Below are 14,145 nucleotides of genomic sequence, written 5' to 3' on the forward strand. Positions count from 1 at the left end.
TTTAAATACCCGCATATTTTTTTCTAAAAAACCATTCTAAGCTTAATAAACTTAATATTAGTACAAAAATCCATTTAAATTCAACTAAAAAAATAGACTTGTGTGAGCTATAAGTTACTGGTTTTATGATAGTATTTTTTGCTATGCTATCACTTACACTTAAAATATTATCTGCTGGAAATAAAATGCCTCCACTTTGTTTGCTAAGTTGTGCAAGTAATTGATGATTAGCCACTGTATTTAAATTTTCTGTTTCAATTTTTCTTACAGTGAAAATACCCGACTTTGTTAAAATATCCCCATTTGTATTTACTTTTGCTTCATATTGATATTCACCCGGACTCAAATTACCTAAATTAAGTTTATATAATTTTTCAAATTTACTGAAGGAGTATTCAAATACTTTTTTATCCTCATTTGTTAATTTAAAATTCACGTCAGGTTCTGTTATAGCTTCATAACTTTTATTGTAAACCTCGGCTTGTATAAGCACATCTTCATTTTCATTAACTAATTTAGGTGCGTTTATTCTAAAAAAGCTTTTGTCGGATTTAATAGAAAGAAACTGAATTATTTTGCTGATAAAATCATTAAACTGATTGTTATTATTTCTTTCTGCGAAATCTCTCATTTTCCATTTCCAAATTCCTTCGCCAATAAAAACTCCACTTCTTAAGTTAGCAACTTCAGTGAAAATTAATAAGGGATTGTTAGTTTCAATAGTGCCGATTTTTTGCTTTAGTAGTATTTCAACTCCGTTGTTAATGGAATAATTCCCAAAAGGAACTTTAAGGGCAGGCATTTCGTGAATCATATTTTTTAATTCTTCGCTTAAATTGAATAAGCCAAACTCAGTATTTACAAAGGCCTCTACGTCATTTTGTTTTAACTGAGTTGGATTAAATTTCAGATATTGAATATTATCTGAAACTCGTGGGGCTATAATTAAATAAGGTATATTCTTATTTTTTAAAATATTTATCAAGTTAGCATTGGCATTTGAATATCCATGAATCACAACTAAATTATATAAGCTCAAATTTTCGTTACTTCCTTCAAAGTATAAACTTTTAAGTTCGTAAGAATTATTATTGGTGATAGCATCTTTTATTGCTGCAATATCCGGATGGGGGCTGTTGGCGAGTAGAAGAATTTTTTGCCTGCTGTCGATAACATCAACTAAAAAAGTAGAAGTGTTATTTTTAATATTTAATTCTTGTACAATAACTGATGTTTGAATGGTGTATTTATGCATACCTACCTGCGAAGCATTTACTGTAAAAGATGTTGTACTAATAAAATTATCAGCGGTAATCAGCATTTTTTTCTCATCTAACTTCAGGTTGTTTTCATAAAGGCCAATTTTAATTTCTTTGCCAATTGCTTTTTTGGACCGAATAACTACTTCAACAGGAAACACATTACCCAGATAGGAAAAAGAATTAGAATTAATTTTTTGAATGGCCACATCAATTATTTCGGTTGTATCGCCCGTGGCAACGGTATAAATTGGAAAATTTAATTTTTCAATTTGATAGAGGGGATTTATTCCTTTATTGATAATGCCATCGCTAACAATTATTAGAGCGCCAATATTTGTATTTGCAAAGTTATTTTCGATATCGCTCATTAATAACTGCATGTCTGATTCACGTTCTTTAAAATCGGCTTTTTGATAAGGGTTTACTTTAGAGCCGAAGCTTATCAGTTTTACCTGTTTTTCGCCGGACAATTGTTCTGCTAATTGTTGAATTTTTAGGGGCAAGGTGTTGCGAATAAAACTACTGTCTTTCGCACTTACCATCGAATTAGAATTATCTATAGCTATTATTACTGTGGGTTGTTGAGTTTCGTGCACATATAATTTTATTAATATATCCAGTAGTAAAAGCATAAGAATTGAAAACACACTAAACCGCAGTGTGCTCATGATCCATAACCATAAGGAAGAAATTTCGGAATTTTTCTTATGTTTAAAATAAAGAATTGCCGAAAGGATTCCGGCAATAAAAAAGCAGAAAAATAGATGATACCAGGAATTGCCGAATATCAATTTTGAATCCAAATTAAAGTAAATTAAGTAAGCATGCCTCCGCAAACATTAATGCACTGACCGGTTATATATGAACTCATATCGCTCGCCAGAAATAGCGTTAAATTAGCTACATCCTCAGGACTTCCTCCTCGTTTTAAAGGTATTCCGTCTCTCCATTGTTGTATCATTTTTTCGTCCAATGCAGCGGTCATTTCTGTTTCAATAAATCCGGGTGCAATGGCATTACATCGTATATTTCTTGATCCCAATTCTAATGCAACTGATTTTGTAAAACCAATAATACCTGCTTTTGATGCGGCATAATTACTTTGACCCGCGTTGCCTTTTACACCTACCACCGAACTCATATTAATGATAGATCCTTTTTTTGCTTTTAGCATAGGACGTTGTGCAGCCTTAGTTAAATTAAAAACAGATTTTAGATTAGCATTAATTACATCGTCCCATTGTTGTTCACTCATGCGCATCAATAAAGTATCTTTAGTAATACCAGCATTATTTACTAATATATCAATGGTACCAAATGTTTCAAGTACCTGGTTAACCAAAGTATCAGCTGAAGCAAAATTTGCGGCGTCACTTTTATATCCTTTTGCCTTAACTCCTAAATTATTTAGTTCGCACTCTAATTCTTTCGCCATTTCTTCTGAATTCATGTAAGTAAAGGCCACATTTGAACCGGATTTGGCAAACGCTAAAGCTACAGATCGGCCAATTCCACGCGTGGCTCCTGAAATTAAAACCGTTTTATTTTGTAAATCTTTCATAATGATTGGGTAAAACTCAAATGTAATACTAAATAATATGAGAAATAACTTAATGTTTTTAACAATATTTTTATCTTTGGCACGATAATTGCAAAGAATGTTAAAATCGAAATCAACATTAAACTCAAACATATGAAAAAGTTCAAATTAATTTTTAGTCTTCTCATCACAATTTTTCTCACAAAAGGGGAATTGTTTTCGCAGTCCAGTGCAGCGCGTCAAATGCATGCTTTATTAACTTATGCTTTTGATATTGATTCATTGAACGGATTTGATGCAATTGCTTGTCAACAAGCCGCCGTTTCAGAAGGATTATATGGCGAAGAATTAAAAGTAAAAATGGCCAAATCTAAAAGATTTTTTATCAACAATAAATATGGATTACAGAAAGTTTACAATCCCGGAAAATCCTATTTAAATTCATATGTAGCAAGCAAAACTCAAGTTGTTCCTGCCTGTACAAATGAGGATTTTGAAGGATCGACGCCAGCGCAAATTACAGCAACTGATCAGATTAATGGATGGACAGTTACCGGCGATAATAATTTAAATTATGCCAGCAACTGTAATTTACAAACTTGCTGTCCGAATGCACCTTTCGCCAGCGCACTTATCGACTGTCCTTCAGGTACCGGATTTGTAGATCCTATTATTGGAGGAGTTTATCCAATTTATTCGGTTTTTGGAACCGGTGCAAATAATGGAAATGGAAATAATCCTCAGGTTCCAATTCCAATGGCCGGAACTAAAGTTATTCGTATTAATAATCCTGCAGCTGGCGATTATTCGGTAGAGAAGCTTTCTAAAACTTTTGCGGTTACTCCATCTAATGCTTTATTCCAGTTTGCATTTGCTTCTGTATTTTATACAAATCACGGATGTTGCGACGGAGCAAATTTTCAAATTAAAGTTTCTGCCAATGGAAATACTTTAACTTGTCCGAGTTATTCAATTGCTACGCCAAGTAATCAATGTACAACTGTAACTCCAATGCCATTTTTCAATTGTGGTACGGGTACGCCATTTACAGGAAGCGGTTCTTATATTTTCAATAAGTGGAGTATCAATTCCATGGATTTAACACAATACATTGGTTCAAACATAACTATTGAAATTTTAGTGAGCGATTGTGTGTATGGTGGTCACTACGGTTATTCATTTTTTGATGCACAATGTTCTCCTATGGTCATAGTCGGGAACGGCAATGGTTTCCCGGCAGGTACACCTAGTATTACCTTACCAACATGTGGTGCTGCAGGAGCAACTATTACAGCGCCAAGCGGACTAGGGCCTTACAGTTGGAACTCGGGTCAAATTAGTATTCCTGCTCCTTTAACTGTTCCTAATAACACAAACATAACTTTAGTAACTAATCAAAGTGGCACATTAATGTTAACGATGAATCCTCCGGGATCATGCGCTCCTATTACTAAAGTAATTACCGTTAGTATAACCCCGGCACCAATTGCCTTAGGTTCTGCTACTCAATCGGGATGTACAAATACATTATCGTTAGCTTCATTAACTACTGCAGGTTCAGCATCAGTTAATCCGGTTATTACATGGAGTCCGGCTCCATTGTCCTTATCAGGAAATTCATTGAACGCAACAGGATTACCAATAGGAATTACTACTATCACTGTACTTGATCCTTTAGGTTGTAAAGCAACTGTTACATTAAATATTTTACCTGCCCCTCCTCCGGTAACCTTTACCGTTAATAATTTAACCGGTTCGTATTCGATAACTTGTATTAATCCAACAATTAATTTGCAAGCTGTATCTAATTATACATATGGTACATTAAATTATTTCTGGTCGAGTTTATCATTCACGGCAAATACTGCAACAGTTGGAATTACCGCCGCAAATACAATTACCGTTACGGCTACCGATCCGGCCACCGGTTGTTTTACAACTGAAATTGTAACAGTAAATATTTTTACTACCCAACCTACCAATACGGTAAATCCAAGTTCACAAGCGATTACTTGTAACTCAGGTGCGCCTGTAACATTTAGCGGTACAGTAACAAACCCAACTGTAAATATTCAACACGATTGGTATAGCCCATTAAACCCTTTACCGGGTGGTGTTCCAATTGCCACTTCAAATAATACAATAAGTATATTAAGTGGAGCTTTACCTCCTGGGATTTATACTTTGGTGACTACCAATCAAGTGAACGGATGTTCTTCAGCGAAAACCGTAACGATAACTTCTTTATCGGCATGGCCAACATTCTCGCTGGCCAGTCCTACCAATTTCTCTGTGGGTTGTTCTCCTTTAAACAGTACTACTTTATCAATTATTAATCCGGTATCTACACAAACACCGCCGGCAACTTGTAGTTATACGTTTTTAGCACCAACATTTACAGGAGTGGTGACACCAAGTGTAATTTTAGGAAATAACAGTTCAACAGTAACTACTATTCCCGGAACATGGACAATCATAGTACAAGATAATTCTAATTGGTGTAGAACAACTATTCAAGTTCCTGTTTTACAAAACACAGTTGCACCAAATGTATCTGCATCATTATTTACGCCAACACTTACTTGTAGGAATCCTACAGTAATTGCTACGGGAACAACTACAACTGGGAATACGATTATTACATGGAATGTACCTTCAACGCCTCCAACCTTATCTACTCCTACAGTAATTATTGGTGATCCGGCAAATGGTCCAAACACAAGTACTACATCATTAACCTATGCCAACTTTACGGTTGTAGCAACAAACACTTTAAATGCATGTCAATCTACTTCTGTAGTAAGCATTAATCAAAACTTTAAACCGCCGATTTCTAGTCCTACTATTTCTATAGCAACACCTACTGCAATTTATTGTAATGCAGGTAGTGCACCAGTAGTACTAACAACAGGTAGTAGTACAACCACTTCGGGTGGTGGCCCAAGTGCTTTCGTGGCAAATCCGTATTGGGAAGGTCCGTCTCCTCAAGGTACTGTTAGTGGAGCTTCATCATACAGCTGTTATGTACCGGGTGTATATTCATTAACGATTGAAGATAATTACAATGGATGTACACGTACAGGTACTGTGAATGTATTAGATAGAACTCAACCTCCTGTTATAACCAATGCGTATGCTACTTCAACCTTAGATTGCGGTGGTGTAAATGTAGCTGCAACATTAAGCTTTGCATTAACCGGTACAAATACAGGAATCAGATATTTAGTAACTGAATACCCTTCGGGAACTGCCTTCACGCCTACAAATGCAATTCAAATAAATTTAAATCCTTTATTAAGTGGAACTGCATCACAAAGTGTAACTGTAGATAAGTTAGGTGCATATGAGTATGTTGTTTCAAATACCTTAACCGGTTGTCAAGCTGTTGGATATTTCACAGTTGTTCCTGGTGGATTAACTGCCAATATTGATGCAAGTCCGGAAACAGGTTACGCGCCTTTAACGGTTTCGTTCTTTAATAATTCAAGCAGCAGCACAAGTAGTTCTAGTATAACATCTGTTTGGAGTTTTGGTAATGGAACATCGCAAACCACTACTACTAATATTCAAACATCTGCCATATATAATGCTCCTGGAACATACACTGTAAAAATGATTGCAACAAAAGGATCATGTACAGATACAGTTTATAGAGTAATTCGTGTGGATATCCCTTCTAAAATTGAAGTGCCTAACGTATTCACTCCAAATGGAGATGGTAATAATGATGTATTCTTTTTAAAGGTGGCTAACCTTTCAGAAATTAATGCAGTTATTTTAGATCGTTGGGGAAATAAAGTTTATGAAACCACTTCAAGCACCGGCAATATTGCCTGGGATGGAAAGAATTTCGGAGGTAAAGAATGTGCTTCTGGTGTTTATTTCTACATCATTAAGGCTACCGGAAAAGACGGAAAAGAATACGAACAAAAAGGAAATATAAGTTTGTTCAGATAAAGTTAAAAACACTTTAAAAACCCCGCATTTTATTTAACAATGCGGGGTTTTTTATTGTGTAGATTTTGTTATCTTTAAAGTACTAATTGATTTTAAAATTATAGTGTATGAAAAAAATTGGCTTAATAACTCTTATCCTAATCTCATCCATTTTATCTGCTCAGGATAATCTTTATACCAAAATAAAAGAAAGGTTAAAGGCAGAACACCCAGAAATTAATTTAGAAAATAAGTTAATTGCTGTAAATGTTTGGTCGGCACAGGATAAAACCAGCCGGGATATGAATGCTGAACTCAATAAAGCATATTCCATCTATGAGTTCGCAAAATTGAAGGGTGGGAGTAGAGGAATGATTGGAGTATTGGTTAGTTTAAATGAAGATTTAAGCTTGAATGATATTACTTTGACTAAAGATAAAACAGAGAAAGCAATTTCCGTAGTTTCAAATGGATTAAATGTGTCCGGAATCAAAAATGTAATATTTGACTCCGAAGGAACTGTTATACAAAAGAATTTGGAAGCCGGATTATTTAAACAGATTAATCAATTAGTAACTAGATAAAAGAATTAAAAATGAAAAGATTATTATTTATATCGTTGTTATTGGTAAGTGTGATAGCCAATTCACAAAATGCAGATTGTATCAATTATATTCCATTATGTTCAAATCCGAGTTTTTCTTTCTTTTCTGTTCAGGGAGTTGGAAATGTGAACGATTTGCCAAATGGTAATAATATCAGTAATCCACAAACGAATCCAAATCCGCCTAACTCCGGTTGTTTGTTAACCGGTGAAAATCGTCCGCAATGGTTATTGATCACTGTAGGTAATGCCGGTAACCTTGAATTTGTTTTTGGTGCGGGTAACAGTCCTAATCCTCAAGTTGGTTTTTATGATTGGGCCATGTGGCCTTATTCACCCACGGCTTGCCAGAATATATTAAACAATACATTGCCTCCTATTCGTTGTAATTGGAACGCCACTTCATCCGGCGGAACAGGGATTGCCGCGCCGGGCAATATTCCTCCTGGTGGTAATTCAGGCAATTATGAAGCTCCGTTGGCGGTTAATGCTTGTCAGCAATTTATTATTTGTATCTCAAATTATAGTGGGGTAAATACTTTGGTATCTTTTCAATCTTTAGGCACTGCCTCTTTATCTTGTAATCCCAATTGCAATCCCAATTTCGTTATTTGTGCCGGTGCTAATGTTACAGTAACCGCAATCAATTATTCCAATTTAACTAATCCAACTTTTTCCATGAATCCGGGAGGAATCAGTAATCCTTCCGGTACTTTTGTTGTTACTCCTTCAGTGACTTCATCCTACACAACTTATGTTACCGGGACTAACCAAGCAAATGCAATTCAAACTACTACAGGCGTAACAAACGTTACGGTAAATCCATCACCGTTAGTTGCTCCATCATTAACGCAAGCCTCGTGTGGGAATACCGTTAATGCTGTAAATTTAAATTTAAGCTGGAATCCTTCACCAACCCCAAATTATACAGTTACTTGGAATCCGGTTCCTCCGGGAATATTATCTCCTACACAAACTACAGCTAGTAATTTATTACCGGGAGTAACTACAGTTACCGTTACTACTGCAAATGGTTGTATAACTACTACTTCCTTTACCATGGGGCCGGTTCCTTCTCCCGCAAACTTTACGATTTCTCCTCCTGGTGGAACTTATTCTTTAACTTGTACAAATACCGTGATTGCACTAAGTGCTTCACCTAATAATTACACATATACTTGGGTGAGTTTAGGAAATTCATTCACAAGCTCGGCGGTTTCATTTACGCCGGGAACTCAGGGTACATATACGGTAACTGCTGATAATGGAGTTTTTGGTTGTGCTACAACACAAACCCTAACTATTGCCCAAAATACCGCTGCGCCGGTTACCTCAGTTAGCCCTGTAAGCCAAGCAATCACTTGTAATTCCGGTGCGCCTGTTACTTTTAGTGGAACGGTATCTAACCCTACAATTAATATCCAACACGATTGGTATAGTCCTTTAAATCCTTTACCTGGCGGAGTACCCCTAGCAACATCAAATAATACAATCAGTATTTTAAGTGGGGCCATCCCTCCTGGTGTGTATACTTTAGTAACTACAAACCAAGTGAATGGTTGCACCACTCAGAAGACCGTTACCATAACTTCATTATCCGCATGGCCAACTTTCTCATTAAGTAGTCCTACTAATTTCTCAGTAGGTTGTGCACCTTTAAACAGCACTACTATTTCAATAATTAATCCGGTTAGTACGCAAACGCCACCTGCTACATGTAGTTATACTTTTTTAGCTCCAACATTTACCGGTGTGGTTACGCCAAGTGTGATTTTAGGAAATAACAGTTCAACAACAACTACATTACCCGGAACATGGACTATCATAGTTCAGGATAACTCTAATTTTTGTCGAACCACAATTCAAGTTCCGGTAATTCAAAATACCGTTGCGCCGAACGTATCTGCAAGTATGTATACTCAAACGTTAACTTGTAAAAATCCTACCGTTATTGCAACAGGAACAACATCAACTCCTAATACAATAATCACATGGAATGTACCATCAACGCCGCCAACTTTATCTACTCCTACAGTAGTTATTGGTGATCCAGCGAATGGTCCCAACACAAGTACAACATCATTAACTTATGCAAACTTTACAGTTGTTGCTAATAATACTTTAAATGCATGTCAGTCTACATCTGTGGTAAATATTAATCAGAATTTTAAACCACCGGTTTCAAGCCCAACCATTTCGATAGCAACACCAACTGCTATATATTGTAATTCAGACCGAGCTCCGGTTGTTTTAACTACCGGAAGTAGCACTACCACTTCAGGTGGAGGCCCGGGTGCTTTTGTGGCCAACCCATGCTGGGAAGGTCCTTCACCTCAAACGCCAACCTGCGGACCGTCATCTTATAGTTGTTATGTTCCTGGTGTTTATTCTTTAACTGTTGAAGATGCATATAATGGATGCAAACACACCGGAACGGTAAATGTTTTGGATAGAACACAACCGCCCGTATTAGTAAATCCGGTGAGTGGTTCAACCTTAGATTGCGGAGCTAGTCAAGCAACCATGAGTTTTGCCTTAACCGGAACTAATACAGGCGGGGTTCGTTATTTCGTTACTCGTTTCCCTGTTGGCACATCATTCAGTCCTACAAACGCAATAACTATGAATATTAATCCGGATTTAAGTGGAACTGCCTCTTCTACAGTAGCTGTTTCATTAAATGGTGAATATGTGTTTGTGGTGACTAATACTTTAACCGGATGTAAAGCTACCGGGACAGTTATTGTTACAGGTGGTGGAATCACTGCCGATTTCGAAGCTAATCCATCAACCGGGTATGCTCCATTAGCCGTTAATTTTGATAATAAATCTACTAGCAGTTTAGGTTCTTCCAGCATTTCATCTGTTTGGAGTTTTGGTAATGGTACAAGTGCTAGCAGTACGACTAATATTAATACAAATGCATTGTATGCAGCACCCGGATCTTACACAGTCATGTTGATAGCAACAAAAGGTTTATGTAAAGACACAACTTACAAAACAATTATTGTTGATGCACCTTCTAAAATGGAAGTGCCGAATATTTTCACGCCAAATGGAGATGGAAGCAATGATGTGTTTTTCTTGAAGGTTGCGAATATGAACGAAATATCGGCGATAATTATTGATCGTTGGGGCGGAAAAGTTTATGAAACAAATAGCAAAACCGGAAATATTGTCTGGGATGGAAAGAATTTCAGTGGAAAGGAATGTGCTAGCGGCGTTTATATGTACATTATTAAAGGCAAAGGAAAGGATGATAAAGAATACGAATCAAAAGGAAATATCACACTGTTACGATAAATAGACTAATAATTTAATTTGAGTAAAAAATGAAAGTAAAAAATAAAACACAGTTTGCCTTATTTGTCCTTTTCATTTTCTTGACGTCTTTTTTGAAAAGTCAAACCTTTCCATGTGATAATGGTGCAAGATTATATTTTTTTAGAAATTCGGGCTTGCCCAACGGATCACTGTCCTACGTTACTAATTACACGAATACTCCGGTAATTACCGATATGTTTCAAATGCCAACATCTTCTCATAATGCTTTGGCAGGAAATCCTGTAGATAATTACCTTTATTATCTGGAAGGAACAAACTTGAGGCGTTTAGATGCTTTAGGTGGAAATACAGTAGTTTGTGTTCTGCCATTTAGTAGTGCGTATGGATGTTTCAATAATTTAGGCCAGTTTTGTGCAATTTTCAGCGGCAGTTTGGTAGTGTACGATATAAGCACTTGCACAACTGTAAATTCATTTAGTTTACCTCCGCTTTCCGGATTTGTAGATATAGTTTATAATGTTTTTGATAATCATTATTATGTCGGTAATTTAAAAGTTACAACCGGTGGAGTAGTTATTTTAAATAACATGACAAATTTTACTCCGGGTGGATTTACATGGGGCGCAGTAGCTATGGGTTCCAATGGTTTAATTTATGGTTTCAATAACACTAGCCCCACAACACTTTCTGCAATAAATGTGATTAGTAATACAACCTTTACAACCGGTACCTTAAACCCCGGTGTGATAGTTGCAGGAGGTAGTGATGCGGCTTCCTTTATGTGTACATCCGGAATTTCAGCATCTGTTTGTGCGGGTTCTTCAGCAACTTTAAGTGCAGCAAATCTTTTTGTATTAGCAAATCCACAATATTCAATTCAACCTGGTGGAACGGTACAAGCGAATCCGGTATTTACTGTTACTCCACCATCCACAACAAATTATACGATTTATGTTACAGGTACAAACAGCGTGAATGCAGTTGTTACTCAAACTGTGGCGGCTTCGGTTACTGTTAATGCGCAACCGCAAATCGCTCCAACTTTTACTCAAGCTAGTTGCAGCAATACAGTGAATGCTGTTAATTTAGGATTAACTTTTAATCCACCTGCTCCTGTACCAAATTATTCTGTGATTTGGAGTCCTACACCGCCGGGTGTTGGTTCTCCTACTCAATCAACAGCAAGCAATTTGAGTCCCGGTGTTACAAATGTTACAGTAATTACATCGAACGGTTGTTCCGTTACCACAAGTTTTACAATGGGTAACATACCTTCCCCTGCAGAATTTACGGTTACACCTCCGGGAGGTATTTATTCAATCACCTGTGCAAATCCAACCTTATCAATTTTTACGGCTCCTGCAAATTACACGTATACTTGGGTTAGCTTGTCAAATACGTTGAGTGGAACATCCGGAACTTTTTCATCCGGATCGACAGGGAATTATACGATAACCGCAAACAATGGCATTGCCGGTTGCAGTACAACACAAACCATTTCCATAGTTCAAAATACAATTGCTCCAACAACCACAGTAAATCCAACTTCTCAGGCTATCACTTGCAATTCCGGTGCGCCTGTTACATTTAGTGGAACGGTATCTAACCCTACAATTAATATCCAACACGATTGGTATAGCCCATTAAATCCTTTGCCTGGCGGAGTACCCATAGCAACATCAAATAATACAATCAGTATTTTAAGTGGGGCTATACCTCCCGGTGTTTATACTTTAGTAACTACAAATCAAGTTAATGGATGTACCACTCAGAAGACCGTTACCATCACTTCATTATCCGCATGGCCTACATTCTCATTAAGTAGTCCTACTAATTTCTCAGTAGGTTGTGTACCTTTAAACAGCACTACTATTTCAATAATTAATCCGGTAAGTACGCAAACGCCACCTGCTACATGTAGTTATACTTTCTTGGCTCCTACATTTACCGGTGTGGTTACGCCAAGTGTGATTTTAGGAAATAACAGTTCAACAACTACAACATTACCCGGCACTTGGACAATTATAGTGCAGGATAATTCAAACTTCTGTAGAACTACCATTCAAGTTCCTGTGTTACAAAACACCGTGGCTCCAAATGTGTCGGCGTCTTTATACACACCAACACTAACATGTAGAAATCCTACGGTGATTGCTACAGGAACCACCACTACACCAAATACAATAATCACATGGAATGTTCCATCAACGCCGCCAACCTTATCTACTCATACCGTAGTTATTGGAAATCCGGCAAATGGTCCAAATACAAGCACGACATCTTTAACATATGCTAACTTTACAGTAGTTGCTACTAATACTTTGAATGCTTGTCAATCAACATCAGTGGTTCAAATAAATCAGAATTTTAAACCGCCAATTTCAAATCCAACTATATCTATTGCAACACCAACTGCTATATACTGTATGGTGAATGAAGCTCCCGTTGTATTAACTACTGGTAATAGCACAACAACTTCAGGCGGTGGTCCTAGTGCATTTGTGGCTAATCCTTGTTGGGAAGGACCGTCTCCACAAGTGCCCATTTGCGGACCGTCATCTTACAGTTGTTATGTTCCCGGAATTTATACATTAACTATTGAAGATAATTATAATGGATGCACAAAGTCGGGAACAGTAAATGTTTTAGATAGAACTCAGCCACCTGTTTTATTGGATCCTTTTGCAACAGCCACTCTAGATTGTGGAACTAATAACGCCTCTTCTTTCTCCATCATAGTTACCGGAACCAATACCGGTGGATTAAGATATTTAGTTACTGATTATCCGGCCGGGGTTGCATTTTCGCCAACTAATGCTATTGCCGTTACATTAAATCCGATTTTAAGCGGAACATCAAATAGTGTAATTACAGTTGACGCAACCGGTTTTTATCGATATGTGGTTTCTAATACCTTAACCGGTTGTCAAGCGGCGGGTGAAGTAAATGTGGTGAATGGAGTAATTAATGCAGCGTTTGAAGCTGATCCGCAAACTGGATATGCACCGTTAAATGTTATGTTTACGAATAATTCGGCAAGCAGCGGAGGAACTTCCAGTATCTCTTCAGTGTGGAGTTTTGGAAACGGAGAAACTAAAACATCAACAACCAATATCAGTTTTGGCACTGTTTACAATGCGCCGGGAAAATACAATGTGATGTTAATTACACAAAAAGGATCTTGTGTAGATACAGCATATAAAGTGATTCAAGTTGATATGCCTTCTAAATTAGAAGTTCCTAATATTTTCACTCCTAATGGTGATGGAAGTAATGATGTGTTCTTTTTGAAGGTGGCGAATATTTCGGAAATAGATTGCGTAATTCTTGATCGTTGGGGAAATAAAGTGTATGAAACAAAGAGTAGCACAGGTAATATTGCCTGGGATGGAAAGAATTTTAGTGGACAAGAAGCTGAAGCCGGTGTTTATTTTTATATAATAAAAGCTAAAGGCAAGGATGATAAAGAATACGAGTCGAAAGGAAATGTTACTTTAATGCGATAGCGTTTGATAAAA

Annotated in this window: 6 protein-coding genes; 4 read left to right on the plus strand and 2 right to left on the minus strand. The window is 36.9% G+C overall.

Annotated elements, in window-relative coordinates; all coding sequences use genetic code 11:
- Position 1 precedes the first annotated feature (1 nt).
- Both IPM51_03595 and fabG read right to left on the minus strand, forming a co-directional pair.
- Positions 2–1,894, minus strand: coding sequence for a VWA domain-containing protein (locus tag IPM51_03595; protein MBK9283382.1), 1,893 nt, complete (start codon positions 1,892–1,894; stop codon positions 2–4).
- A 182-nt stretch (positions 1,895–2,076) separates the two neighbouring features.
- Positions 2,077–2,823 carry a 3-oxoacyl-[acyl-carrier-protein] reductase gene (gene fabG, locus IPM51_03600; GenBank protein ID MBK9283383.1) on the minus strand — a complete coding sequence of 249 codons (747 nt, stop codon included), beginning with the start codon at positions 2,821–2,823 and terminating at the stop codon, positions 2,077–2,079.
- A 132-nt stretch (positions 2,824–2,955) separates the two neighbouring features.
- On the opposite strand from fabG, the gene IPM51_03605 reads away from it, so the two are divergent.
- From IPM51_03605 to IPM51_03620, 4 genes are all read left to right on the plus strand, one after another.
- On the plus strand, positions 2,956–6,759 hold the full coding sequence (locus IPM51_03605; protein MBK9283384.1) for a gliding motility-associated C-terminal domain-containing protein: 3,804 nt from the start codon (positions 2,956–2,958) through the stop codon (positions 6,757–6,759).
- A 107-nt stretch (positions 6,760–6,866) separates the two neighbouring features.
- Entirely contained in the window at positions 6,867–7,322 is a 456-nt protein-coding gene (locus IPM51_03610) for a hypothetical protein (protein ID MBK9283385.1), read from the plus strand.
- A gap of 11 nt (positions 7,323–7,333) precedes the next feature.
- Positions 7,334–10,645, plus strand: a complete 3,312-nt coding sequence (locus tag IPM51_03615; protein MBK9283386.1) for a gliding motility-associated C-terminal domain-containing protein — start codon at positions 7,334–7,336, stop codon at positions 10,643–10,645.
- Positions 10,646–10,674: 29 nt separating this feature from the next.
- Positions 10,675–14,133: a gliding motility-associated C-terminal domain-containing protein gene (locus IPM51_03620; GenBank protein ID MBK9283387.1), complete on the plus strand. Its 3,459-nt coding sequence runs from the start codon at positions 10,675–10,677 to the stop codon at positions 14,131–14,133.
- The last annotated feature ends 12 nt before the right edge of the window (positions 14,134–14,145 follow it).

The sequence above is a fragment of the Sphingobacteriaceae bacterium genome (assembly GCA_016715905.1).
In the GTDB taxonomy this organism is placed as follows: domain Bacteria; phylum Bacteroidota; class Bacteroidia; order B-17B0; family Aurantibacillaceae; genus Aurantibacillus.

Excerpts from the sequence above, each read along its gene's own strand:
- IPM51_03595 (MBK9283382.1), bottom strand. The coding sequence starts at position 1,894 with ATGCTTTTACTACTGGATATATTAATAAAATTATATGTGCACGAAACT.
- fabG (MBK9283383.1), bottom strand. The coding sequence starts at position 2,823 with ATGAAAGATTTACAAAATAAAACGGTTTTAATTTCAGGAGCCACGCGT.
- IPM51_03605 (MBK9283384.1), top strand. The coding sequence starts at position 2,956 with ATGAAAAAGTTCAAATTAATTTTTAGTCTTCTCATCACAATTTTTCTC.
- IPM51_03610 (MBK9283385.1), top strand. The coding sequence starts at position 6,867 with ATGAAAAAAATTGGCTTAATAACTCTTATCCTAATCTCATCCATTTTA.
- IPM51_03615 (MBK9283386.1), top strand. The coding sequence starts at position 7,334 with ATGAAAAGATTATTATTTATATCGTTGTTATTGGTAAGTGTGATAGCC.
- IPM51_03620 (MBK9283387.1), top strand. The coding sequence starts at position 10,675 with ATGAAAGTAAAAAATAAAACACAGTTTGCCTTATTTGTCCTTTTCATT.